This window comes from Heyndrickxia camelliae, from assembly GCF_002844575.1.
Lineage (GTDB): Bacteria > Bacillota > Bacilli > Bacillales > Bacillaceae_C > Margalitia > Margalitia camelliae.
This window is the reverse complement of record NZ_PIQO01000017.1, coordinates 40,932-67,374: the sequence shown is the minus strand read 5'-3', so window position 1 is coordinate 67,374 and position 26,443 is coordinate 40,932. Positions and strand designations below refer to the sequence as shown.

The following is a 26,443-nucleotide window of genomic DNA, read 5'->3' as shown; positions in this document are numbered from 1 at the left end:
CTGGTGTTTTTCCATAACGACAAAAATTAATCCGTTGCTAACATGTTATTAAATCTTTGCATCTCGTAGTTCCACTTTATGTATACCAACCTCCATTAACGGCAAGTACCTGCCCAGTTATATAGCTAGCTTCTTCAGATAAAAGAAAGGCTATAGTTCCTGCAATTTCCTTAGGTTCCGCCAATCTTCCTAATGGAATTTCCGATTCTAACTCATGCAATTCATCTTCCGAAAATTTTGCAAGCATATTTGTCTTTACTGCCCCCGGGGCAACTGCATTTACTCTTACTCCACTGCTTGCTACCTCTTTACTTAGTGCTTTTACAAAAGCAATTTGCGCGCCTTTAACGGTGGAGTAAACAACCTCACATGATGCTCCAGTTTGTCCCCAAATCGAACTTACGAAGATGATCTGTGAAGACTGGTTTCTCATTAACTTTGGCAAAAGCTTACTTGTTAAAAGCATTGGTGCTTGTACATGTATGTTCCACATATCATTCATTATTGTTTCGGAAGTATCCATAAATAAACCATAATGTGCAATACCACTTATAAAGCAAATAGCATCGATATGAAACGTATTGTTTAAAATCTTTTCCACTCCCTGTGGGGATGATAGGTCTGCTTGTATAGGGATGATTTCCACTTGATAAGATGCGACCGCAGATACGATTTCTTCAATTATTTTTTTATTTTGATGATAATGAAGATATAAATTCCATCCTTTTCTAGCTAAGAGTATCGCAGTCTCTTTTCCAATTCCTCCACTAGCTCCTGTTATTAGAGCATATTTTTTCATCTAACTCTCTCCCTTTCGGCAACAAAAAAACTCGGAGCACCGAGTTTTTCAAACCTCATTTCTTTGGAATAACTTGGCAAACAGTGAATCTTTCTTCCTCTATAAATTCATTCGCAGCCTTTTTTAAATCAGCAAATGTTATATCTTCTAGTACAGGTACAACGTCAAATAAATTCATACCATTAAAGAAATACCTCGTAAATTGATTCGCAATAAACTCAGGGGAATTAAGTTGTCTTAAAAATCCTCCTATTTTCTTTTTCTTAGTTCGATCAAGGGCTTCTTCTGTTAAATGCATTCCATCTTTCGCTTCCATCAACACTTTTTGTAAACGTTCTGCCAGTTCATCCGGTCGGTCTGTATCTCCGCCTACCATAGCAAAGCCAAATCCTGACTCTAATGTAAAATCATATGAAAATGTCTCATCAATTAAGCCTTCATTATATAGGCTATAATAATTCTCAGAGCTTTTTCCAAAGAGCATATCCAATAAAACATTCATCGTTAGCTCATTTTTCAGCATTTCTCCCCCTTCAAGCTGAACATCCTTTGCCTTTACTCCAACCAAACATTTAGGAGTTTGAACATTCATTTCTAATACTTTTTTCTTTTCTGCCACTTCAAGAGGCTCTTGTTCAAAACGCCTCTTAATTTCAGACTGTTCTTTATAATCTTTATTGTTCTGATTATCCCGCACCAATTTCATAATATTTTCTACATCAACAGGTCCTACAATGAAAAGAAGCATATTGCTTGGATGATAGAATGTATTATAGCACTCATATAATAATTTATCGGTTATATGGGAAATTGATTCAATCGTTCCTGCAATGTCGATTTTTACAGGATGGTGCTTATACATATTTTCAATGACACCAAAATATAGGCGCCAATCCGGATTATCATCGTACATCGTTATTTCCTGTCCAATGATTCCCTTTTCTTTTTCCACTGTTTTCTCTGTGAAATAAGGACTTTGAACCATATCAATTAATGTTTCCAAATTTTTTTCAACATTAGTGGTACTCGAAAATAAATATGCAGTTCGATTAAAGGTAGTAAAAGCATTTGCAGATGCACCTTGTTTACTAAACTGTTGAAAAACATCTCCATCTTCTTTTTCAAATAGCTTATGCTCTAAAAAATGTGCAATCCCGTCGGGAACACGATGGTATTTATTATTATCAAGAGGGATAAACTCATTGTCTACAGAGCCATATTTTGTTGTGAACGTTGCAAAGGTTTTATTAAAACCTTCTTTTGGCAGGATATACACTTCCAGGCCGTTATCCATCTTTTCAAAATATAGGGTTTCTTTAAGCTGTTCAAATACTTGATTTTTCATCATCTGTTCCCTCCAATCCTGTCAAAAAATAAATCGTGTCTAATTCAATTTTTGAAGCAACGTTGACAATCTGTTCTTTTGTTACGTTATTTATATTTTCTAACCAATCATTAACCGAAAATGTTTCATTTCCAATAACATTATGATATAAAATTTCGACCAACCCGCGAGAAGTGTCAGTTGTCTCGAGTAACTGATTATTGGTGACGGCTTTCGTCTGTTCTATTTCTTGATCAGAAAATTCTCCATTTCGCATTGCTTCGAGCTGCTCCCGAATGATGGTAACTGCCTGATCATAATTTTTTGCTTCAATTCCACTCATTACCATCAATAAACCTTTATGACTTTCTAGCCTGCTTGCAGCATAATATGCAAGACTTGCCTTTTCTCGTACGTTTATAAATAGTTTGGAGTGAGAGAATCCGCCAAAAATACCATTAAACATTTGTAGCGCAAAGTAATCAGGGTCTCCAAAACGCACCTTGGTACGATAACCAATATTCAATTTTCCTTGTTTTACATCCTGTTTTTCTTTTATTTCTTTAGGTTCTCCAACTTGTATATCCGTTCTAGCTTCAATTCTCTGTGGAGAACGTACAGCAAAATCAAGTTCCTTGCAAAATGATTCCACTTGATTTTCATCGATATCCCCAATAATATATAAATCTAATTCATCTTCATTTATCGCTTTTTGATAATATTCATATAGAGATGTTGCCGTAATATTATCTATTTGGTCTAATTTTCCATTTGCATCTAAAGCATATGGCTCTCCTTTGCACATTTCTTCTACAAGCCGTACACTTGAATATCTCATTTTATCATCATAGATTGACTGAATTCGTTGTTTTAATGTTCTCTTTTCCTTTTCCACCGTTTCTTCATGGAATGATCCATTTTCTGCATTTGGATGTAACAACACTTGAGAAAGAAAGTCAATTGCTTTTTGCAGCAAAGGAGTAGAATCCTTTAAAAATTTCTCATTGGCAATATCAACTGTAAAAGACATTACATGATATTCACCTTTTTTTGCTAAATCGACATAAAATCCTGCGCCATAAAGATCATCCAAATACGAACGCAGGGCAGTAGTGGTAGGGTATTGTTTTGTGCTGCTCTGTAATACATTAGGGAGAAGTGCCCTAAATGTTACGGTTTCTTCATTTAATGGAGCTTTCATTTTCCAAACTAATGTATTTGTTTTATATTTTTTTGTTTTTACAATATGTAGATTATATCCATTTTTATGGATAATTGTTTCGGTAGCGACCGTCATGAACAAACCTCCTTTTGGTTTCTTTTACTATTTTGGAAAGAAGTTATTCTAACTATACATTTTTATCAGGTTGTCCTACAAGTATTTACCTTTATTAGAGGATATTTTCTCTACAATATTGCTAGCTAATATATAACAACCCAGTGAACAAATAAAAGCAAACTTAGTCATTATTAATATGGATACCTTTCAACCTTAATGAGAAAACCAATGAAATAAAAAAAGTTCCGAAAATCGGAACTTTTTATTATCGTTGACCTTTTATATACGGGATACCATCTGCTTTTGGCGCTTCTGCTCTTCCAACAAAGCCAGCTAATGCAAGAATGGTTAGTACATAAGGTGCAATTAATAAGTAAACGCTTGGTATATCTTTTAAGAATGGTATTTGATCTCCTACAATACTCAAACTTTGTGCAAAACCAAAGAACAAGGCTGCACCCATCGCACCAAGCGGATGCCATTTTCCAAAGATCATCGCAGCTAGTGCCATGAAACCTTGACCAGTAATTGTAGCATGGCTAAAATCCAGGGTTATAGTTTGCGCATAAACGGCACCACCAACTCCACCAAATACACCAGATAGGAACACGGCTACATACCTCATTCTAATAACATTTATGCCCATTGTATCTGCTGCCATTGGATGCTCACCTACAGATCTTAACCTAAGTCCAAATGGGGTCTTGTAAATCACATACCAAACAACAAATGATATAATAATAGCCAAATAGGAAGCATACGTAACGTTCTTGAAAAATAAGTCCCCTATTATTGGGATGTGACTTAAACCTGGTATATCAATCTTTCTAAAGTTTTGAACAATCATATCTGTTTGCCCTTTGCCATACCATTTCTTCACTAAGAAAACAGCAAGTCCAAGTGCTAAAAAGTTAATTGCAACACCACTCACCGTTTGATCCGCTCTAAATGTGATAGAAGCAAGACCGTGGATTAGCGCAAATATTCCACCAACTATCATTGCTACTAAAAGTCCAAGCCATGGTGTAGCAGGACCGAACGTTTTTGCGAAAGTTAAGTTAAAAACAATTGAAGTAAAAGCCCCTATAATCATAAGACCCTCTAAACCAATATTAACAACCCCAGCTCGTTCTGAAAATACGCCACCTAATGCAGTGAAAATCAGCGGTGCAGCAACTAAAAGGGATGATGATACAATTATTTCTAGCGCCGTCATAAAATTCATTTATTTCGCCTCCCTTTTAAAACGTCCTATTGCCCATTTGATAATGTAACTGGATGCAACAAAGAAAATAATTAAGGCGATGACTATTTCAACTAGTTCATTGGGAACATTTGCTTCTATAGGCATATTTAACGAACCCACTCTTAAAGCACCAAAAAGAAGTGCTGCTATTACTACACCTATAGCTGTATTACCACCTAATAACGCTACCGCAATACCATCAAAACCAATACCAGAAAAGTCGGGCTGCAAAAAGGCGTACCCAAATGTTCCTAACCCTTCCATTGCACCTGCAAGACCAGCAAAAACTCCAGATATCACCATAGACTGAACGATATTTCGATTAACATTCATACCGGCATAATGTGATGCATGTTGATTAAAACCAACCGATCTGAGTTCAAATCCCTTAGTAGTCTTTTCAAGTAAGAACCACATGATAATTGCGGCTATAATTGCAAGATAAAGTCCGTTATGCAAAGTAGAAAAATCTGTTATTTTTTGTAAAAAATCAGAATGTAATGATGCAGAATTGTGAATATGTGCAGTTGAATCTTTTTGCTTAGACAGCACATTTCTTACCAAATAATTAGTAACATGTAGTGCAATATAATTCATCATAATGGTTACAATTACTTCATGAACTCTTAATCTTGCCTTTAAGAACCCAGGTACAAATCCCCACAAAGCACCAGCTATCATAGCTGCAAGGATAGCAAGTGGTAAGTGAATTATCTTTGGCAGATCAAAAGCTAATCCAACCCAAACAGAAGCAATCCATCCAACGAGAAGTTGTCCCTCCACGCCAATATTGAATAACCCAGTTCTAAAGGCAAATGCAACCGCAAGCCCTGCAAAAATGTAAGGAGTAGCTTGACGGAGGGTTTCACCTATATAAAAAGTTTGTCCAAATGCACCATTCCAAAGAGCTGCATACCCAGCAATAGGATTATAACCGCTTATTAGCATGATAATGGCACCAGCAATTAAACCTAGCAATACAGCGATTATTGGAATTAATATATTTATATATTTGTTAGACATTATTAGTTTCACCTTCTTTCTCAGGATTTGCACCCGCCATGAGTAAACCTAATTCTTGTTCTGACGTCGTTCTTGGATCAACAATGGAAACTATTTTCCCTTCATAAATTACAGCAATTCGGTCACTGACGTTAAGGATTTCCTCTAATTCAAATGAAATAAGTAATACTGCTTTACCTTTATCACGCTGATCAATTAGTCGTTTATGAATAAACTCAATTGCTCCAACGTCAAGACCGCGTGTAGGTTGTGCTGCAATTAAAAAATCCGGATCGCGATCTATCTCTCGCCCAATGATTGCCTTTTGCTGATTCCCACCTGACAAAGAACGAGCTAATGTAAATTCACTTGGTGTCCTAACATCAAACTCACCAATTAATTGTTTAGCCTTTTTATAAATTTCTTTAAAATTTAATATTCCGCCTTTTGAAAATGGCTTTTGATAGTATGTTTGTAAAACCATATTCTCCCCAATAGGAAAATCTAACACAAGTCCATGTTTATGGCGGTCTTCAGGTATATGTCCAACACCAGATTCTGTAATCTTACGTGGTTTCTGATTTATTATTTCTTTTCCATTTAACTTAATAGACCCACTCTCAGATTTTCTTAATCCAGTAATAGCCTCAATTAATTCTGTTTGACCATTACCGTCAACACCAGCTATACCTACAATCTCACCAGCGCGAACGTCTAGGTCCAGACCTTTTACTGCTTGTACACCTCGAGCGTCATTCACTACTAAATTATTAATTTCCAAGATATTTTCTTTTGGCCGCGCTTCTGACTTTTCTGTTTTAAAAACAACTTCTCGACCCACCATTAAATTCGCTAATTCATTTGGATTGGTATCTTTTACATTTAAAGTGTCAATCCCTTTTCCTTTTCTTATTACTGTTACTCGATCACATACTTCCATGATTTCCTTTAATTTGTGAGTAATAAGAATAATAGACTTACCTTCTCGAATTAATGCCTTCATAATTTGAATAAGCTCTGTAATCTCCTGAGGTGTTAAAACAGCAGTTGGTTCATCAAATATAATAATATCGGCACCGCGATATAATGTTTTTAATATTTCCACCCTTTGCTGCATACCAACAGAGATATCGGAAATTTTCGCGTGAGGATCTACGGATAAATTGTATTTTTCTGATATTTCCCTAACTTCCTTTTCAGCCTTTTTTATATTAATGGCACCTGCTGTCTTTGGTTCTTTACCAAGGATAATATTCTCTGTTACAGTGAATTTCTCCACTAACATAAAATGCTGATGAACCATTCCAATTCCTAATTCATTCGCAATATTTGGATTGGTTATTTTTACCGGTTTTCCATTTACACGAATTTCCCCTTTTTCAGGCTGATATAATCCAAATAGAACATTCATTAAAGTTGATTTACCAGCCCCATTCTCCCCAAGCAGTGCGTGAATCTCCCCTTTTTTTAATTGTAGCGTTATATTATCGTTCGCAACGATGCCTGGAAATTCTTTTCGAATGTTAAGCATTTCTATTACATATTCCACCCGCATCTACTCCTTGTTAAAAAATCTTTTTCCCCTTATGAATTGGTTAGAGGTCTGACATTAGGAAGGTTAAAAATCCTAACGGAAAAGTAAAATTTTCTTCTGCTTTTCCGTTAACATTTTTATTGGGATTGGCAAATGCCAATCCCTTAACCATTACTTAGTTGGTTTCAATGGAATGTCAACTTCCCCATTGATAATTTTTTGTTTCCATTCATCCACTGCTTTTAAAACATCTTTTGAAACATTTTCTTGAGATGGAGCGATTCCGATTGCATTTTCCTTTAGACCATATTCAATTTGTTGTCCACCAGGAAATTTCCCTTCCATTGCTTTTTTAGATAAGTCTTCTACTGCTAAATCCACTCTCTTTACCATGGAAGTTAAGGTTACATTGTACTCTTTTCCTTTTACAGTAACTTTACCCTCATCATTTTGGTCACGGTCTACCCCGATTACCCAAACATTTTTATTAGGATCTTTTTGCTTTATATTTTTTGCCTCTGTGAAAACTCCATTACCTGTAGCACCTGCAGCATGATATATAATATCCGCACCAGATTGGTACATTGCAGCTGCCATGGACTGTCCTTTATCAGCTTTATCGAATGCACCGGCAAATTGTATATCTAGTTTTGCTTTTGGATTAACCGCTTTAACTCCCGCTTGGAAACCTGCAGCAAACTTATTAATTAAGTCACTATCTGTTCCACCAACAAAACCAACTTTATTTGTTTTTGTCGTTAAGCCTGCAACTACACCCACAAGGAAAGATCCTTCTTGCTCTTTAAACGTAATACTTGCAACATTCTTTTTACCAGTGATAACACTATCAACAATAGCAAAATTACTCTTCGGACGTTGTCCTGCAATTGTTTCAATATCCTTTTGGAGGTTATATCCAATTCCATAAATTAATTTAAAATTATTTCTAACAGCTGTATTTAAATTCGTTGTGTAGTCAGCTGGGCTTTGTGATTGTAAATAGTTGTATCCATTTGTCCCCTTTTGGAGTCCATTATCCGCTCCAAACTTTTGTAAACCTTCCCATGCGGATTGGTTGAATGACTTATCATCAATTCCTCCAACATCTGTTACCATCGCGACAGTAAATTTACTCTTTCCACCATTTGACTTGCCATCATCCTTTGTGCTTGTACTTGTACCACAAGCACCTAAAAGTGTTCCAGCAGCTAGTACTAGTGATAGAGCTAAACCAATTTTACGCTTTTTCACCTTTGTTCCTCCTATAATCATGATTTAGTAGAAATATTTAGCACATAAACTTAAATTCTCTTTCTCAATACATGAAAACTAAATTTATCTGCTTTAAAATAATTCACAGAGTACAATATCGGCTGGTCTTCTTCATCATAATGAAGCTGCTTTAAAACTAGTAGGGCCGTTTCCGGATCACATTCTAATATAGGTGAAATTTTCTCATGATATCCGATTGGCTCGATATTTGTAATAGCATACGAGATTCTTTTTTTACTATATGTCTCTAGCGTTTCAAATATCGATCCATCTCTATTCGAAAAATTCCACGGGAATAGTTGTGCCGGAATTTTATCAATACAATAGACAACTGGCTCCCCATTTGCAGTACGCACTCGCTCAATAACAGCAAGTTCCTCTTCCTTTTGACAAGATAGACGTTTGATATCTTCCTCTGTTGGTCCTTGAGTTGTTGTACTTAAGAAAATTGTCCCAGGTTCCATTCCAGCCTGACAAATCATATTGGTTACACTGTTAAGCTGTTCAATTCCAGAAGAAAATAAAGGTCTGGCATTAACAAACGTTCCTACACCATGTCTCCTGGTGATAACGTTTTCTTCTTCCAGTATGCGTAAAGCCTCTCGTAATGTTGCCCGACTGACCCCAAGTTCCTTTGCCAAATCGAATTCTGAAGGAAGCTTTTCTTTTTCCTTATATACGCCATTTTCAATATCATTTTTCAAGTGATCAATGACCTGAAGATACAAATGACGATTATCTGCTTTGACTGACATTTGAAGAAACCACCACCAAACATTCTTAAGACATCAGACCTCTGATGTATTATTTCTACTAATCGAAATTACTATATCATTTTTTATTGTGTTAATAAATATAAATTTAAAATTTTGTCGAAAAATAACGAAGTAGAAACATTCAATAGATAAAGAATATTATGAATTAAAAATTAATAAAAAAGCCGTTCTTCCTAATTAAGCCCTATAAGAAACAGGGTATTAAGAAAAACGACTTTTCTAAGCTAGAATCACATTAAGATGATTGTTCTTCTGTAGGTTTTGGAATTAAAACAGCTCTCGGTTTACTACCTTCATATGGGCCTACCACACCCCTGTTTTCCATTTCATCTATTAATCTTGCTGCACGTGTATATCCAATTCTAAAGCGACGTTGGAGCATTGAAACCGATGCTGTCTGCATTTCAGCTATTAATTGCACGGCATCGTCATATAATTCATCATCTACTTCCTCGGAAACTTCAGGTATGTCATCTGGAATCATGTCCTCTTGATACTGAGCTTTTTGTTGGGAAATAACAAACTCTACTATATCCTCCACTTCCTCATCAGAAAGAAAGGCACCTTGTACACGTATTGGTTTAGAAGCACCGACTGGCAGAAATAACATATCCCCGCGTCCTAACAGTTTTTCAGCCCCTCCCATATCTAGAATTGTTCTAGAGTCTGTTGCAGAAGAAACAGCAAAGGCGATGCGTGATGGTATATTTGCCTTAATTACACCAGTTATAACATCAACGGATGGACGTTGAGTGGCAATAATTAAATGAATACCGGCAGCACGTGCCATTTGTGCTAATCTTGTAATGGAATCCTCTACATCACTTGAGGCAACCATCATTAAGTCTGCAAGCTCGTCCACAATTACAACAATATAAGGCAATAATGGCTGTTTGGTTCCCGTTTCCAGATTGTCGCGCTTAACATGTTCATTATAACCTTCAATATTACGTGTTCCACTATGAGAAAATAACTCATATCTTCTCTCCATCTCACTTACTACTTTTTTTAGCGCCTGAGAAGCCTTTTTAGCATTTGTCACAACCGGAGCAAGAAGATGTGGAACACCATTATAGACATTGAGTTCTACCATTTTAGGGTCAATCATCATGAGTTTTACCTCATGCGGTTTAGCTCTCATCAAAATACTAGTTATGATCCCATTAATACATACACTCTTTCCACTTCCGGTAGCACCGGCAACAAGTAAATGCGGCATTTTATTTAACTCAGCTAAAACCGCTTCACCTGTAATATCTCTTCCTAAAGCAATTTGTAACTTTGCCTCTGGGTGATCATTTCCCTTAGATTCTAACACCTCTCGTAACGAAACCATTGCAACTTCTGAATTAGGTACTTCGATTCCAATTGCCGATTTCCCAGGAATTGGCGCTTCCATTCGAATATCTTTAGCGGCAAGTGCTAACGCGAGATCATCACTAAGACTGACAATTTTGCTTACCTTCACGCCAATATCCGGATGAATTTCATACTTTGTTACGGCTGGTCCTAAATGAACCTGGGTAACATGTGCTTTTACGCCAAAACTATTAAACGTTCGTTCTAATTTTGCCGCATTCGCATGAATTAATTCATACTCACTGCTTTGATCTGTTGCCTTAGGTCGTTTTAACAATGTAATAGGAGGCAGCTGATAGTCTTCATTTTCGACCTCTGAAAAGCTAATATTGGGAGGCAAATCGTCTTCCATTGGTTCTCCTTCTGATGCTTCTTGGAATTCTTGTTTTCGCTCATTATCCATTTCGTCCGGAGTATATGCTCTTTCTGTAAAACTAGAGATAATAGGTGTTGGTTCTTTCTTATGTTCAACATTGGAATCTTTAATCGGAATCTCGGCAGGTTCAATGCTCTCCGTTAATTGTCTTTGCTCCTTCTTCTCTTTTCGATTATTACGCCAGGTTTCAAGATCCATTTTTGAAGACTTCCATTGACCTTTTATGAATTCTCCAAGTTTATTGCCCACTTTTTCGAAAAATGGTCCTAATGACTTGCCTGTTACTAATACAAATCCAATTAATATGAGAACAATGGATAATATTTTCGTACCAAGTGAATCAAATAAAAAGTGAGATACTGCAAAAAGAACGGCACCGATCATACCTCCGCCTAAATCCGGTGTGGACGACTCACCTTTGACTTCTTGCCAAAATAATTCCCATGTATTGGTGACAACACTAGCATTTACAAGTTTTCCTTCCTGAGAAATTAGCTCAAAAAGTTTAACGTGACTTAACAGCAATAGGCTCATGACAATTAAATAAATTCCGACCAGCCTTCTCGTAAAAAATAAAGGTATATTTCTTTTTATGATGAAATATCCTGCTAGCCATATCATTCCTACTAACGCAATTATGTACCACTCACCAAGAAAAAAGCGATAGAAAAAAACGAGCGCTTTGCCAACAGCACCTAATTTGATGATCGATATAATGCTCAATGCAATTAAAATCATTCCTGTCAATTCGAACCTTATATTCGATTTTATTTGTTTTTCCTTTCGCGTCCTTTTTTTTGTCTTAGCCATTACATCACCCTACTTAATATATAAGAAAGCAGCCATAATAAGGCTGCTTCTCCTTTTTTTTCATTATATCATAACCATCTTTATTAAGGTATTTACCTTACGTTAATATTAACCGGAAATAATTTGTCCTGGCATAATACTTTGTTCCATATAATCTGCGGGATTCGTGCTTAATATTCGAATAATCCGCTTTCCTTCCTCTACTTTTTCCACCATCATGGGGATGCCATTATAAGTAATTATTTCTTGCTTGCCATATGCAGAAGCTTCAGTCGGGAAAATTAATTCCTGTGGTACCGTTGTATAAAGTATCATTGTATGAACCCCTCATGCTGCTTATTTGCTCTTCTGCTTTCAATTAATTGATTTAATTTTTTTAAGGCATGACCAATACCGCCTACTTCATTAATTAAACCATATTTTACAGCTTCCTCCCCAACCACATTCGTACCAATATCCCGAGTTAAATTTCCTTTGGCAAACATAAGATCCTTAAATACCTCTTCCTTTACATTTGAATGTCTCATTACGAATTTAATCACACGTTCTTGCATTTTATCCAGATATTCAAATGTCTGCGGAACACCAATAACAAGACCTGTTAATCTGACTGGATGAATTGTCATCGTTGCTGTTTCTGCAATAAAAGAATAATCTGTTGAAACAGCAATTGGTACACCGATTGAATGACCTCCACCTAATACGATGGAAACAGTTGGTTTAGATAATGAAGCAATCATTTCAGAGATGGCTAATCCTGCTTCTACATCACCACCAACTGTGTTCAAAATAATAATTAAGCCTTCTATTTTCGTATTTTGCTCTATTGCAACCAGCTGCGGAATAATATGTTCATACTTCGTCGTTTTATTTTGTGGAGGCAGTTGCATGTGACCTTCAATTTGGCCAACGATTGTTAAACAATGGATATTACTATCCTGTGGAAGCTGTGGAACGTTCGTTTGTCCAAGCTGTTGGATTTTCTCTACAATATTTGACTTTACATCCTTATCCCCTTGTTCTTTTTCCGGCTCTGGCTGTTCCATGCGAAAATCATTTGTCATTTGTATACTCCTTTAACTGTGTTTTCTTCTATAAAATCTATTATCGGCTCCAACTACCGTTTTCATTCAAAAAACACCGACCATTAATGGTTCGGTGTTTGTAGATTCCCTATTTATACTTCCATGATAATCGGAAGAATCATTGGTCTTCTTTTTGTTTTTTCAAATAGAAAATAATTTAATTGATCTCGAATATCTTGTTTGATACTCGACCAATCAAATGCATCTTTCTCCATATTTTTTTCCACTATATTTCGAACTAATGATGTGGAATCACTCATAAGTTGTTCAGATTCCCTGACATATACAAAACCGCGCGAAATAATTTCCGGTCCTGCAGCAATACTTTTTTTATACTTACTTAGTGTCACTACAACAATTAAGATTCCGTCTTGTGATAGTAATCTGCGGTCACGCAAAACAATATTTCCAACATCGCCGACACCAATTCCATCAATCAAAACATTCCCTGATGCCACTTTTCCGCTAACACTCATTTTTCCATTCTTATATTCAAGCACTTCCCCCTTATCGGGTATAAAAATATGATCCCTTTCTACTCCAACTTGCTCGGCAAGTCTTGAATGGGCAATCAACATTCTATACTCCCCTTGTACAGGAATGAAATACTTAGGTTTCATTAAATGGAGCATTAACTTTAGATCCTCCTGACACCCATGTCCCGTAACATGAACTTTTCGGCGGTCCGATAAAACTGTTGCCCCAGCGCGATAAAGCATGTCCACCGTTTTTGACATGATTAACTCCATCCCTGGGGACGGTGAGGCCGTAATAAAGACTGAATCCCCTTTTTGAATATTAATAAATTTATGGGTGCGTTTTGCCATTTTTTGCAACACTAAAAATGGCTCCCCTTGATTACCGGTGGTCAAGATTACTAGCTCTTCCTTAGAATATTGATTTATTTCGGAAACAGGAATAACTAAATTTTCTGATTTTATATCTAAAAAACCTAAAGATACAGCAATTTCATAAACACTCTCTAAACTTTTACCAACAACGGCAATTTTCCTTCCCGTTTCATATGCTGCATCAAAAACTTGTTGAATACGGATTAGGTTAGAAGCAAAGCAGGCAACAATAATTCGTCCTTTTGCCGAATAAAATGCATTAGACATTTCCCCAGCAATAACCCTCTCAGATGTTGTTAAACCTGGATGTTCCGCTTCCGTACTATCAGAAAGCAAGCAAAGTACACCTTCACTTCCCACTCTAGCCATTTCAGCAATATCGGATTGATAGAAATCAGATACGCTTTGGTCAAATTTAAAATCCCCTGTATGAACAATATTTCCCTCAGATGTATGAATGCATATACCGATAGAACCAGGTATGCTATGGGTTGTTCTAAAAAAACTGATATCAACTGTATCATAGTGCAAAACAGTATTCGCTTTGATTATCTGGAATTGAACTTCCTTTTTTACACGAACTTCTTTTAGTTTTTCCTTTGCAAAAGCAACCGTTAACATTGTTCCATAAACAGGAACATTTAGTTTCAATAATAAATACGGCAAAGCCCCGATGGCATCTTCATGCCCATGCGTTAAAAATATACCTTTTATACGCTCTTTATTATCTTCTAAATAAGTAATGTCTGGAATTACAATATCGATTCCAAGCATTTCATCCTCTGGATACATAAGGCCCGCATCTATAACAAATATGTCTTCATCTACCTCGAAGACATACATGTTTTTGCCGATCTCTCCTACTCCTCCAAGGGGAATAATTTTAATTGATTCATTTTTCTTTTTCAAAATCCTGTTCCTCCAATGCTGTTTTTCCGACCTAAATCAGTTAAACCCATTATACTTGAAGAAGAAAATACTGTTCAATATGATTTTAGTAAAATCTAGCATTATTTAAGGAGCCACTTTTGTCTTTTCTTTAAATAGATTTTGTAAAGTATGTAAAAGACCATCGATAATAACCATGCTTTCATTAGCACTCATAAAGGCAATTTGGATCCAATTTTTCTTGATTAAATAGCGATTGCGAAAATGGACTTGAAACCCATTTAAATAAAGGTCCAACCCTATATCCATCGAATTGATATCTTTAGGGAAGGCAATGGTCATTACACATGGAGAGGTTAGTTCCTTTTCGACAACGAAAGAAAAACCTTGAGCTTTCAAAGTATCATAAACATAAGAAAATACCGAAACCTTTTTATCAAAAAAATTAGGTTCAAATAATTTATCCAATGCTAAATCCAATGCTTTAAATAGATAGGAATTTTGTGTAAATGGTATTCCATCACATTCTTGATAATACTTAACATCAAGATAACGAGGTACATTATTCACACTTTTTTCCAACTCATTGAAGAGTACGAAGGAAAGACCTGTTATGGAGCCAATTGCTTTTCCTGATACTCCCGATGCCATATAAGCCTTTTCAAAATTTATAGGTACTGCTCCTATCGAACTAATAGCATCAATACACATTTTTATGGAAAATTCCTCGCAAACTTTTTGAATGGCATCAAAATTATTTATCATCCCTGTTGAGGTTTCACAATGAACAAACCATATCCAATGGTAGTGATTAAGCCTGCATAACTTTTTTATTTCTTCTATGTTAAAAGGACTTCCCCAAGATACAGCAAGCTTATCATATTGAAGTCCAAAGCGATCAGCATGATCTGCAAGCCTCTCTCCAAATTCTCCATTAATTAAAATCAATCCATTCGATCCTAATGAAGCGAGATGTGCAGCGATAGCATCATTGGCAACTGTACCGGTCCCAGTAAAAACTGATACATTCTTCGCATTTGTCAGTTGTTTCAATTTAGAGAATACACTTTCAGCAGTTTGCTTATGTTCTTGTGACCGATGCCAATCGGGCTGAGATAAAAAAATAGATTGAATTTGGTCTTCCACCCTAACGGGTCCTGGTAGGAAGGAATTTACCATGGAAAGGGTTCTTAAATGTTCTTTTTGATAAAACATTTCTTTTGTTAAATACATTGGTTGAAATAATGCATCATCTTTTCCAACTAGTTGTGCAAAAGGTTCAAATCCTAAATGTTTATAAAGTTTGGTTTGCCTGGTTGTGCCCGAGATAAATGCAATATCATATCCCTTATATAGACAGTAGCGAATCAATGCTCCTGTAATACTAGCAAAAACACGACCATTTCGGAATTTTGGCTTTACAGATAATAACCGAATTTCACAGGGTTTTGAAAAAGAGAGCTGCAAATGATTTTCAATTCTCCCAAGTTTTTTATCTAATGAAAACGGTCTTATATCTCTAATAGCCATCATGCCAATAATTTCATCATCTTCTTTACATATTACATATTCGTTTTCATCATGAAACTGGTCTATCAGTTTTCTTTCCGTATTTTCACTGTGCTGCGGTATTTCTTCTACAAAAGTATCGTAATTCAATCGAAAAATCCCCTCAAATTCTTGGGTCTCTCTTGCGATTTTTATTGTGTAGTTCATGTTTTCGTCCCCCATTATTACTCTCTATTCTTTATGTTTCAAAACTATTAAAATAATAATAAAGAAGATGATGATACTTGCATAAAAATTATGATAAATAAAAAAGGTGAAAATAGGTGTTAATGAAATACCGATGAGGCCGGCTTTCGTAAAAGACTTTGTAATTGGGTAACATATTAGAAAGGTTACGACAAGACTAAGTGTTGTCAACGGGACAATATACAGCATACCTCCCAAAAATGAAGCTACTCCTTTTCCGCCTTTAAATCTATATAAAATTGGATACATATGACCTAAAATAACCAATAACAGGACAATCGATTGCTGTATTAAATCCATTTTTAAATAGTCTGCAATCCAGCAAATGAGGATAGCTTTTAGCATATCTCCAATTAATACAAGCAAAAAACCTTTTTTCCCAAAGGATCTGCCAGCATTTCTAGCACCTGGATTCCCGCTTCCTTCGGCAAAGATATTTTTACCGTAAAAAACACGGCCAACAATAGGCGCTGTTAATATATGTCCAAATATGTATGCAAGAAAATAAATAAATATCTCCATATATTCGCCTTTCCATAAGTAAGGTATATGTTATTATATTACCATTTTTTTCTGAATTTGAGGTAAATATATAAAAAAAAGAAAACTTTCGTAAGAGATAAAATTTTTTGATTCAAAAGTAAACAATAAAAAAAGGAAGGGCATCCCTTCCTTTTATCTTTTCCAATTATTTAACAAATCTATTAAGTTAGATCTCTCTTGTTCTGTTAAAGGAACAAGCGGCAGTCGAACAGAACCTACATTAAAGCCTTTTAACTGCAATGCTGTTTTCACAGGTACAGGGCTTGGAGCGTCAAATAAACCTCTCATCAAAGGCAAAAGTTTCTGATGCTGTTTAGCTGCTGCTTCGTAAGAACCACTAAAGAAAGATTCTATCATTTCTTGTATCTCATTACCGATAATATGGGATGCTACGGAAATTACACCTTTTCCTCCGATTGATAGCACAGGGAGAGTCAACCCATCATCTCCGCTGTATAGTTCAAAATCCTCACTGGTATTTGCAATGATTTCTGCCATTGAATCCAAATTTCCACTTGCATCCTTAATTGCTACGATATTAGGAATTTCCGAAAGCTTAATAACTGTTTTTGGCTGAATATTTGCTGCTGTACGTCCTGGAACATTATATAGCATTACTGGGAGATTAGTAGCCTCTGCTATCGTTTTAAAATGTTGAAAAAGACCCTCTTGATTCGGCTTATTATAATACGGTGTAACCAGCAAAATAGCATCTACACCGACTTCTTCCGCTTTTTTCGTTAATTCTACTGAAGCATATGTGTTATTACTTCCGGTTCCAGCTATAACCTGAACCCGACCATCTGCAATTTTCACGACATGACTAAATAAAGCTAACTTTTCTTCTGACGAAAGTGTTGGAGATTCGCCAGTAGTCCCTGCAACAACTAGAGAGTCTGTTCCATTTTCAATCAAATATTCGACTAGCTGGGTTGTTTTATGAAAATCTATATTCCCTTTTGCATCAAATGGAGTAACCATAGCAGTAGAGACTCTTCCGAACCGACTCATCTTTACCACTCCTTCCCTTATTCTACCTCAGGATAAAACAGTGAATTTTATTATTACTATATGTTGCTATTATATGGTTATTTCGTATGTTTCCTCTTGCAGGTTGAACGCATCATGTAAAGCATTAACAGCACCTACTAAATCTTCTTCTTTTACAAGTACCCAAATAGTTGTATGACTATCCGCGGATTGTAGTATTCTAATGCCCTTTTCAGATAATGCGGAGACAATTTTAAAAGTAACGCCAGGAACACCGTTAATACCTGCACCAACAACGGAGACCTTTGCACATCCTCTTTCTATTTCAGGTCGATATCCCTTTTGCTGCAATACATTAGCCGCTTTTTCAATAGCATCCTCTGCTACCGTGTAGACTACACCGGTTGGAGAAATGTTGATGAAATCTACACTTATATTTTCATTCGCCATCGCCTTAAATACCTCTGATTGCAGGTCATACTGCCCATCTTTTGCATAAACTTTAATTTGGGCTACATTAGACACATAGGCAATACCAGTTACTAGTCGTTCACGAATATCTGTGCCTTTTGACTGTTTGTTTAAAGAAGTAACCAGGGTACCGAGATTATCGGAATAAGTAGAGCGAATACGAATTGGTACTTTTGCCTGCATCGCAATTTCTACTGCGCGGGGATGAATCACTTTCGCACCTTGATATGCCATATTACAAATTTCTGTATAGGTTACAACAGGTAATTTTCTTGCATGATCCGCAATCCTTGGATCTGCCGTCATAATACCATCAACATCTGTGAAAATGTCAATCCATTCTGCTTTTAAAGCGGCTCCTAAAGCAGCTGCAGAAGTATCACTGCCTCCCCTGCCTAGAGTTGTTACATCACCATTTTTAGCAGATCCCTGAAACCCTGCAACAACAACTACATCATGAGTATCAAGTTCCTTTAATAGTCTTTCACATTTCATATCGATGATTTTTGCATTAGTATACTCTGCATTTGTTCTAAAACCAGCTTGAGAACCGGTTAGGGCAGTAGCATTAATTTCCTCTCCAAGGAGCATATTTGTAAAAACTAAGCTTGAAATAACTTCTCCACAAGAGAGGAGTAAATCCTGTTCCCTTTTATTTATGAACATTTTTGGGTCCTGAACAAGGGAAAGTAAGGTATCAGTTGCATATGGGTCACCATTTCTTCCCATTGCAGAAACGACTACAACTACCTTATATCCGTCCAGCAATGCATTTTGTATGTGTTTTAACGCATGTTTTCGACCTTGTTCATCACGTACAGATGTACCTCCAAATTTCTGCACAATTAACTTCATTTTAACACCTCTATAAGTTAAATATATTTCGTTTGATGATGAGGCAATTATTCTCTTCTATATATAAAAAAAGAATAAGAATTAAACTAGACCCAATTTAATGAGGCTTTCTGCGATTTGAACAGAATTCCATGCAGCACCTTTTAACAGATTATCCGAAACAACCCACATGTGAAATCCTTTGTCTTCATCTAAATCTTTTCTGATTCGGCCTACAAAGACATCATTCTTTCCAACGGCATTCGCTGGCATTGGGTATAATTGCTCACTAGGATTATCTTCTAAAACGATTCCCGCACCAGAAATTACTGCCTCCTGAATATCCTTTGCAGTTAATCCTTCCTTTTCTACTTCAAAATAAACGGATTCCGAATGACCAGTTTCAACAGGAAGGCGTACACAAGTAGCTGCCACCTTTAAATCCGGCATATGCATAATTTTTTTCGTTTCATTCATCATTTTTACTTCCTCAAAGGTAAAGCCGTTGTCCATGAATTTATCGATTTGAGGAACCGCATTGAAAGCAATTTGATAGTGTTTTTTATCGCCTTTTACTGGCAATATTTGAGGTTCAAATGACTCCCCATGAATAATAGCCTTCGTTTGCTCATGTAATTCTTGAATTGCCGCAGTACCTGATCCGGAAACAGCTTGATAAGTAGAAACAATTACTTTATTTAATCCAAAAGCCTTTCTGATTGGTTCTAACGCAACAACCATTTGAATTGTCGAACAGTTTGGATTTGCAATAATCCCCTTATGAAGTTTTAAATCCTCTTCATTCACTTCAGGTACAACAAGAGGCACTTCTTCATCCATTCGGTAAGCACTAGTATTATCTATCACAATTGCCCCACGCTTTACTGCTTCTGGAGCAAAGATTTTCGAAACACTTCCACCTGCACTAAATAAAGCAATGTCAACTCCATTAAAACTATCAGGTGTTGCTTCTTCCACTACTATTTCTTCTCCTCGAAATTTTAATACTGTTCCAGCTGAACGTGCAGAAGATAATAGCGATATTTTACTGATTGGAAATTCCCTATTTTCCAGCGTTTTCATCATTTGTTGTCCAACCGCACCTGTGGCACCAAGAACAGCCACATGATATCCTTTGGATATTGACATTTTAAGCATTCCCCTTCCAAATCTATATACAGATAGTTTATATATTTACCATAATGAAATAACGATTTTATTTTACCATATTAACGCATGATAATATATCATTTTCTCTAATTCATCTTACTGGCAAAGGGAATTTTAAGTGTAGGTGAATGAACCGGTTCCATAAACTTTTACACTAATTCTATTTTATCCTCACAGAAAACTCGCCAATAGGCGAGCTTCAAAACCAAACTGTTTATTCGTTTCGGAACCTTTCAATTATGACCGGCTGCAATTGATTTCCGTTTATAGCCTCTTCCACTGTTTCTTTCAGTAGGGTCATTTTGGCTACCATTGAATTCGGTTTGTTAATCGGATCATCTTGACCATATGGAATAAAATAAATATTTTTTGTAGCCATTAACCTCATCAAATTTACACCATTTAGGCCGAGTGCATCATTTGTAGAAATCCCCAATACTACTGGATTACGATTTCTAAGTGTTGCTTTAGCGGCCATTAATACAGGGGAGTCTGTTTTTAATGTTACCCCTAAAATATATTCAAAAAATAAAACTTTATGAAGAGGAAGGAGATTTCCTCAATTCCTGTTCATAAAGTAATTCTGCCAAAAATCTATGTACTTGGTCAACATCATTTTTAACATCTGAATGATCTACAAACGTAATCGTGTATTCTCCATAATCAACCACTTCTAGTACTTTATATTCTTTACCTTGAATAATCTTTGTTGTCTTCATCCTTTCCACCTCAATATTATGTATGTTCTTCCCAACTCGTCCTATTACTTTTATGTATTACAAACTTCATTCCTACTATTTAAATACTCACTCATCCATGCATATAATATGGTGGAATCGCTATATTTAAATCCATGTGTATTTATTTTATTTATAATTAAGTTTTGATCCGAGTTACATACAAATTTTGAAAACTCTTCTACATCAACATTATGTATTTCACAACATTTATATAATTCTTCTTTCAGCTTTCTAACGTTATAACCCATAATACAATCTCTTCTTTGTTTTTTTATCCAATTGAAAAATACTTGTTTATCAGATATGTCGGGTGATTCAATGTGACAATCAGGACACATTAAGAATAAATTTTCAGGCTCATATGTACCACCTAAGGCTTTAGCTATTATGTGGCATCTTTCTAAGTATCCTGAAGTCCTGTTCCATATCTCTTTAAAATCACATTTATCCAATAACTGTTGAGTTTCTACTTTTATTGGTTTATTACATGCCCAACAGCAAGGTTCTCCCCAATCTAAAATAACAGGAAAATGTTTCTCTAGTTCTTTATCTTTCCAATAATCAAATATTTGAAAATTGGAAGGCATTGATGTTCTCATTTAAAACTCCTTTCTATTACTCTATGTATCAATTAATCTCACTATATTTACTACAAGCAAAATCCCCATCAATCTCCTCTTGAATACGTCCTTCTTTCGCCTTCTTCAAAACGGAGCAGTTTCGTTTATATCGCTTACATGATCTACACTTATTTTCAAATTCGTTCATATGTATTTCAGATTCAAATATTCCTCTATGTGGTGTTTGACTTATAATCAAATGTATTCTAGGATTCTCACTATCTATTAAGATACGTTGAGTTCTAGTTAGTACTCTTGAGTCATTGTCATAAATAATCTTCTCTAAGCTATCATTAAGTAGCTTGAACAAATTATTATCATCTCTACCTAATCTATTCATGTATATGTAACAGTCTTGATATATGTAATTAGTTTTTGTCCATTCATAATCCCAGTCTTGTGCAGCCAATTGTTTAATTGCTTCATTTTGAATTTCATTTTTAACCTTTACCCCATCTTTACTCATAATCCTTTTCCCAGTTGGCATACGAGTTTTTGTCTTTGGATTCCAACCGAATTGATTAATGTATAATTTATTTATAGATGTAGGTAAAGGTAATGTTAATTCAACTCTCAACGAATCAACTCCTATTTATATATTTAATTATCTTTTCATTACTCTTTTTATTGCTTCCTTATCTTCCAATACTCCTTGGTACTCTTCTAAAAGTCTCTTTTTCTCATGTAATAATTCTGTTTCTCTTTGTAATGAATCTTTATATTCCTGTTCATAAAATGGCACTCTATCCTGAAGATTGTACTCTCTCTGTAATTTTAAATTCACTAATGTGATTGAGTCTTTAATTTTTTGATCGTATCTCATATTTCTCACCTCCTTTCAGTTGTATTGGTTATGTATTGTTAATTTAATTATATTATTAATTAGCTTTCGATATGTATTTCTCGTAATCTTCTTTGTACATCCATTTGAATCCACCTGCTGTATAATTCGTATTACAAGATCTAAAAATACTAGACGCAACGATAGATAATTTATTCGATGCTTCTTTTATACTATTCCATTCTTTATAAAAGCAATTATCTAACTTAAGTTGGACTATCCTTCTACACCTTGCATTAGGTAAATCACTATTTTTTATATTTTCTTTCAGTTTATTATAATCCTCTTCATATAACCACTTGTATCCACCTACAGAATATTTCAAACCTTTTCTACATACTCTAGATACACTATGTAATGCAACTCCAATTTGTTCGGCAGCTTCTGTCGCACTATCCCATTCTCTTATAAAATCACCGTTCATACTTAATTGAATTGTTCTTTTCCTCGATAACTCTCCATTTTGCTTAGCTGAATTTATGAGTGCTTTCTTTGCATTATAATCGCACCATCCTATTTCAGCCCCCTTTTTTAAATATATCCTAATTGTTTTTGAACTTAAATTCAGATTATCTCCTATTACTTTAGTATTTTCAATGCCTTCATTCCATAAATTACAAGCATCTTTAATCATAGTACTCAAGGTAAATTTTTGGCATTTTTCCCAATCGATACTTTTTAAATTAATGAGTTCGGATAATTCGGAGTTCATTATGTTTTCTTTTATAAAATACAAATCAGATATCTGACAGTCTATAACTATGTAATGTTTAATACCATTTTCTAATGCTAACTTCTCTTTCAATTTATCATTCTCTTGTTCTTCGTATAATGTTCTTCCTCCCATTTTTGTAAATCCTGTTTCCTTAACATGCTGTTCTCCATGTGTTTCAATTATGCAATTTAATGATGGTATGTAGAAATCATATCGTTTTCTTTTTGACCATTTGAAGCTTTCTTGAAATTTAAATGGAATTTCAGTTTGTTCTAAGGCATTAAACATAATCTTTTCAGGATAACTTAATCCATCTGAACATCTTGGACAAGAAAAACCTTGTTTAATAATATTATTTGGAACGCTTATTTTTTCATATTCGCACTGTTGACAAACGAAAATTTCTTTTGTACCAATACCATGAGTAATCTCATATCCTCTATTTTGATTTTTTAATAACTTAGCAACTTCAGGATGTGTAGTCCAGAGACAATTCGTATGATTGACTCTTGCCCCAACACAAAAGGGACAATTACTCCCTCCTATAGTTCTTCTATCAATTGGCATTGGGTATTCACTATTACAACTCGGACATACCCACAAATATTCATCTTTTGTGGAGTATGCTATTTCTTTTGGATGCTTTTTATTTTTCGTACTGAATTCGTCTAATAAATATTCTATGTTATTTTTAATTGAGTAAAATTCCAATGATTTATCGTATTTCACATATTCTTTTTTTATAAATGCACGATAGTGTACACCACATTTAAAACATCTATCTTTGCCATCAGTATTGCATCTTCCTCTCAATACCATACTGTAAGCAATATTTTTTGAGTGATGTCCACATATATCGCATATTTTTGTTACTTTAATAGAACTACTCCCATCGGGAATATCCTCAATTTTAACTAAAATTCTTTTACTTTTGTCAGCCTTTAATTTACCTTTTTCATTAATGTAGCACGGAATTTTGTATCCCTTTTCTTTGTAATATTTATCTGTTGGTAATCCACATTTGACCCAAACTTCCTTCTCCAATATTGCCATTTTCAATTTTCCCTCCCATGATCAGTTAGGAGGCTACGTAGCACTTATTTACCGGTATTTCCTATGTATTTATTAATTTATTTTCATATTATAATTATGTTTAATTGTTAATTATCAAATCATATTTATTATTTTTCTGGAGATTGCATTCAGAACAAAGTACTTGTAAGTTATCTTCTGTAGTTGCCCCTCCTTTACTAACAGGAATAATGTGATCAATATGTAATGTTGATTCCTTTGCAGTTTTCCCACAAAATGAACAACTTGGGATGTACTTGTTTTCCTTTTCTACAAATCTAGCAGATTTATTTAATAAATTAATTCTCATTTTTGCGGGAATATGTCCTCGTTTATTTTTTTCATTTTTAGGTTTAGTAAATTCATAATAATCTTTTTCAACTTTTTTACGAGCTTCGTTATGTATTTGTTCAAAACAACATTTGTTCAATCCCTTCTGTACACCCATAAGTAATTTTTATATAACCATCAACATCATCTAATAATATACAGTCAATAGGAATTGGTGATCCTGTCCATTCATCCGTCACTCCCATATTTAATTTCCAACCATTTTTAGTATATTCCCTTTCTAAAATTAACTTCATAGCATATATTCCCCTTTCTAATTAAATCATTGCAATAGAGTTATCTTACTAATCTATCAACTTGATAACTCTATTATATTAATTTAATTATATATTGTAAATAGTTTATGTTAATTTATTTTTATATTTATTTCACAATCAAATCAACGTTTTAATTGTTTCTTAAAAATAAATCAACAACATAATCTCCTATCTCACTACCGATTAAATCTGCATTTTTCCCAATTTTCCTCTTCCAAGTCCATAATTTTATTAAAATTTGATTCTAATAATGAATTGTTTAATGCTTCATACCATATTGATGTTGAATAGCTGGTAAGATAAAAGTCAATTAAGAATTCTTTATTTACTATGTATCCTTTCTCAGTGTAATGGAATTTTATGTAGTTAATCATTTTTTCAAATTCAACTCGACTTATATTCGATATTGCACTCTCTATTCTTTCTTTTAAAGATATAATAATCACTCCTCCTTATAAAAGACATATTTCAAATCATTATTTACCTACTTTGTAATCATCCATAACTTTATTTGCGAGCTGACTGCGTTCTTCGTTTGTCTTATTCTTTAATTGCTCATTAAAAATTCTTCTAATATTATTAAATGGATTTTTATACTCCAATTCGATTTCATTCATTAATGTTAAAACATCATCGAGAATTGCAGATGGAATGTCATTTGAATAGTCCATATTATTTTGTAAATCTACAATTCTCCTTTTTAATTCTGCCCATTGACTCATTTAATCACCACCTTATAAAAGCCAAGTTTTATTGTTCGCTAATTTTCCATAGAGCATCTTTTGCAATATCATTTGTAGTCATAAGTCTAAATTCAAAATCTCTATCTTTGGGATACTCACTTATTTGTTTAATATCTTCTAATGCTTGTTTAAGTATTTTTATATTCCTTATGAGCTGTATATCTATAACACTTGAATTTTTAATCATTTACCTTTCCTCAATTCACATTAAAAGTAAACTTTTATACTATTAATTTATTTTCTTATATATTCAACATAAAAATGATCATATTCGTTATTCTCATCCTTTGATTTGAAATCAATAATTCGGTGATTCCAGTCACTTATATTTATCTCTGGAAAGAATGCATCCACATGGTTGAATTTGTATTGGATTACTGTTAAATATATCTTACTGGCATAAGGAAGAAATTGCTTATAAGTCTTACCTCCGCCTATTATAAATAACTCTGTACTATCATCAGCATATCTGTTGTACTCTTCAATCACATCCTCAACAGAGTTATAGTAACTTATCTCTGGATGAAACTGATGTTTTTGATTACGAGTAAGTACTAAGTTTGTTCTATTAGGGAGAGGCTTGCCTATTGAATCTAGGGTTTTCCTTCCCATTAGAACAATCTGTCCGGTAGTTAATTTCTTAAAGTATTGCATATCACTTTTTAGCTTGCATAGGAGTTGATTTTTAAAACCAATTCCACGATTGAGATCACATGCAGCAATAATGTTTATTGACAAATA

Annotated in this window: 27 protein-coding genes and 1 pseudogene; all 28 read right to left on the bottom strand. The window is 34.7% G+C overall.

Annotated elements, in window-relative coordinates:
- Positions 1–76 precede the first annotated feature (76 nt).
- Positions 77–799, bottom strand: a complete 723-nt coding sequence (gene ymfI, locus CWO92_RS18655; RefSeq protein ID WP_101355722.1) for an elongation factor P 5-aminopentanone reductase — start codon at positions 797–799, stop codon at positions 77–79.
- A gap of 55 nt (positions 800–854) precedes the next feature.
- Positions 855–2,144 (bottom strand): EF-P 5-aminopentanol modification-associated protein YfmH, encoded by a 1,290-nt coding sequence (gene yfmH / locus CWO92_RS18650; RefSeq protein WP_101355757.1) that lies wholly within the window; start codon positions 2,142–2,144, stop codon positions 855–857.
- Positions 2,125–3,420: an EF-P 5-aminopentanol modification-associated protein YfmF gene (gene yfmF, locus CWO92_RS18645; RefSeq protein ID WP_101355721.1), complete on the bottom strand. Its 1,296-nt coding sequence runs from the start codon at positions 3,418–3,420 to the stop codon at positions 2,125–2,127. The genes yfmH and yfmF overlap by 20 nt, the downstream gene beginning before the upstream one ends.
- A 247-nt stretch (positions 3,421–3,667) precedes the next feature.
- A complete protein-coding gene (locus CWO92_RS18640; protein WP_101355720.1) occupies positions 3,668–4,627 on the bottom strand; it encodes an ABC transporter permease in 960 nt (319 codons plus the stop codon).
- Positions 4,628–5,671 (bottom strand): ABC transporter permease, encoded by a 1,044-nt coding sequence (locus tag CWO92_RS18635; protein WP_101355719.1) that lies wholly within the window; start codon positions 5,669–5,671, stop codon positions 4,628–4,630. It abuts the gene before it with no gap.
- Complete coding sequence (locus tag CWO92_RS18630) at positions 5,664–7,199, bottom strand: ABC transporter ATP-binding protein (RefSeq protein ID WP_101355718.1); 1,536 nt, start codon at positions 7,197–7,199, stop codon at positions 5,664–5,666. Before CWO92_RS18630 ends, CWO92_RS18635 begins: the two co-directional genes overlap by 8 nt.
- A gap of 156 nt (positions 7,200–7,355) precedes the next feature.
- A complete protein-coding gene (locus CWO92_RS18625; RefSeq protein WP_158175352.1) occupies positions 7,356–8,435 on the bottom strand; it encodes a BMP family lipoprotein in 1,080 nt (359 codons plus the stop codon).
- A gap of 50 nt (positions 8,436–8,485) precedes the next feature.
- Entirely contained in the window at positions 8,486–9,211 is a 726-nt protein-coding gene (locus tag CWO92_RS18620) for a GntR family transcriptional regulator (RefSeq protein ID WP_101355716.1), read from the bottom strand.
- Between the two features lie 256 nt (positions 9,212–9,467).
- On the bottom strand, positions 9,468–11,777 hold the full coding sequence (locus CWO92_RS18615) for an FtsK/SpoIIIE family DNA translocase (RefSeq protein ID WP_101355715.1): 2,310 nt from the start codon (positions 11,775–11,777) through the stop codon (positions 9,468–9,470).
- Between the two features lie 108 nt (positions 11,778–11,885).
- Positions 11,886–12,092: a YlzJ-like family protein gene (locus CWO92_RS18610; RefSeq protein ID WP_101355714.1), complete on the bottom strand. Its 207-nt coding sequence runs from the start codon at positions 12,090–12,092 to the stop codon at positions 11,886–11,888.
- Positions 12,089–12,823 carry a ClpP family protease gene (locus CWO92_RS18605; RefSeq protein WP_101355756.1) on the bottom strand — a complete coding sequence of 245 codons (735 nt, stop codon included), beginning with the start codon at positions 12,821–12,823 and terminating at the stop codon, positions 12,089–12,091. Before CWO92_RS18605 ends, CWO92_RS18610 begins: the two co-directional genes overlap by 4 nt.
- A 131-nt stretch (positions 12,824–12,954) precedes the next feature.
- Positions 12,955–14,625, bottom strand: coding sequence for a ribonuclease J (locus CWO92_RS18600; RefSeq protein ID WP_101355713.1), 1,671 nt, complete (start codon positions 14,623–14,625; stop codon positions 12,955–12,957).
- A gap of 102 nt (positions 14,626–14,727) precedes the next feature.
- Entirely contained in the window at positions 14,728–16,317 is a 1,590-nt protein-coding gene (locus tag CWO92_RS18595; RefSeq protein WP_158175354.1) for an aminotransferase class V-fold PLP-dependent enzyme, read from the bottom strand.
- Between the two features lie 24 nt (positions 16,318–16,341).
- The gene (locus tag CWO92_RS18590; protein WP_101355711.1) at positions 16,342–16,878 is read right to left on the bottom strand and encodes a glycerol-3-phosphate acyltransferase; all 537 of its coding nucleotides are present in this window, start codon (positions 16,876–16,878) and stop codon (positions 16,342–16,344) included.
- A 153-nt stretch (positions 16,879–17,031) separates the two neighbouring features.
- The gene (dapA, locus tag CWO92_RS18585) at positions 17,032–17,910 is read right to left on the bottom strand and encodes a 4-hydroxy-tetrahydrodipicolinate synthase (RefSeq protein WP_101355710.1); all 879 of its coding nucleotides are present in this window, start codon (positions 17,908–17,910) and stop codon (positions 17,032–17,034) included.
- Positions 17,911–17,979: 69 nt separating this feature from the next.
- On the bottom strand, positions 17,980–19,215 hold the full coding sequence (gene dapG, locus CWO92_RS18580; RefSeq protein ID WP_101355709.1) for an aspartate kinase: 1,236 nt from the start codon (positions 19,213–19,215) through the stop codon (positions 17,980–17,982).
- Positions 19,216–19,296: 81 nt separating this feature from the next.
- Positions 19,297–20,343, bottom strand: a complete 1,047-nt coding sequence (asd, locus tag CWO92_RS18575) for an aspartate-semialdehyde dehydrogenase (RefSeq protein WP_101355708.1) — start codon at positions 20,341–20,343, stop codon at positions 19,297–19,299.
- A gap of 235 nt (positions 20,344–20,578) precedes the next feature.
- Positions 20,579–20,860 (bottom strand): annotated as a pseudogene (gene spoVFB, locus CWO92_RS18570) (dipicolinate synthase subunit B); the annotation flags it as partial.
- A gap of 40 nt (positions 20,861–20,900) precedes the next feature.
- Positions 20,901–21,083 carry a hypothetical protein gene (locus tag CWO92_RS18565; RefSeq protein WP_101355707.1) on the bottom strand — a complete coding sequence of 61 codons (183 nt, stop codon included), beginning with the start codon at positions 21,081–21,083 and terminating at the stop codon, positions 20,901–20,903.
- Positions 21,084–21,133: 50 nt separating this feature from the next.
- Positions 21,134–21,703 carry an HNH endonuclease gene (locus CWO92_RS18560; protein ID WP_101355706.1) on the bottom strand — a complete coding sequence of 190 codons (570 nt, stop codon included), beginning with the start codon at positions 21,701–21,703 and terminating at the stop codon, positions 21,134–21,136.
- Positions 21,704–21,731: 28 nt separating this feature from the next.
- Entirely contained in the window at positions 21,732–22,301 is a 570-nt protein-coding gene (locus tag CWO92_RS18555) for a hypothetical protein (protein WP_101355705.1), read from the bottom strand.
- Between the two features lie 27 nt (positions 22,302–22,328).
- Positions 22,329–22,547, bottom strand: coding sequence for a hypothetical protein (locus tag CWO92_RS18550; protein WP_101355704.1), 219 nt, complete (start codon positions 22,545–22,547; stop codon positions 22,329–22,331).
- A gap of 55 nt (positions 22,548–22,602) precedes the next feature.
- A complete protein-coding gene (locus CWO92_RS18545) occupies positions 22,603–24,333 on the bottom strand; it encodes a zinc-ribbon domain-containing protein (protein ID WP_101355703.1) in 1,731 nt (576 codons plus the stop codon).
- Positions 24,334–24,433: 100 nt separating this feature from the next.
- A complete protein-coding gene (locus CWO92_RS25560) occupies positions 24,434–24,781 on the bottom strand; it encodes an HNH endonuclease (RefSeq protein ID WP_207767816.1) in 348 nt (115 codons plus the stop codon).
- On the bottom strand, positions 24,762–24,938 hold the full coding sequence (locus tag CWO92_RS25555; protein ID WP_165786720.1) for a hypothetical protein: 177 nt from the start codon (positions 24,936–24,938) through the stop codon (positions 24,762–24,764). Before CWO92_RS25555 ends, CWO92_RS25560 begins: the two co-directional genes overlap by 20 nt.
- 497 nt (positions 24,939–25,435) lie before the next feature.
- Positions 25,436–25,681: a hypothetical protein gene (locus tag CWO92_RS18530; protein ID WP_101355700.1), complete on the bottom strand. Its 246-nt coding sequence runs from the start codon at positions 25,679–25,681 to the stop codon at positions 25,436–25,438.
- 28 nt (positions 25,682–25,709) lie between these two features.
- Positions 25,710–25,889, bottom strand: a complete 180-nt coding sequence (locus CWO92_RS18525; RefSeq protein WP_101355699.1) for a hypothetical protein — start codon at positions 25,887–25,889, stop codon at positions 25,710–25,712.
- Positions 25,890–25,936: 47 nt separating this feature from the next.
- A complete protein-coding gene (locus tag CWO92_RS18520) occupies positions 25,937–26,440 on the bottom strand; it encodes a dihydrofolate reductase (RefSeq protein WP_101355698.1) in 504 nt (167 codons plus the stop codon).
- Positions 26,441–26,443 lie beyond the last annotated feature (3 nt).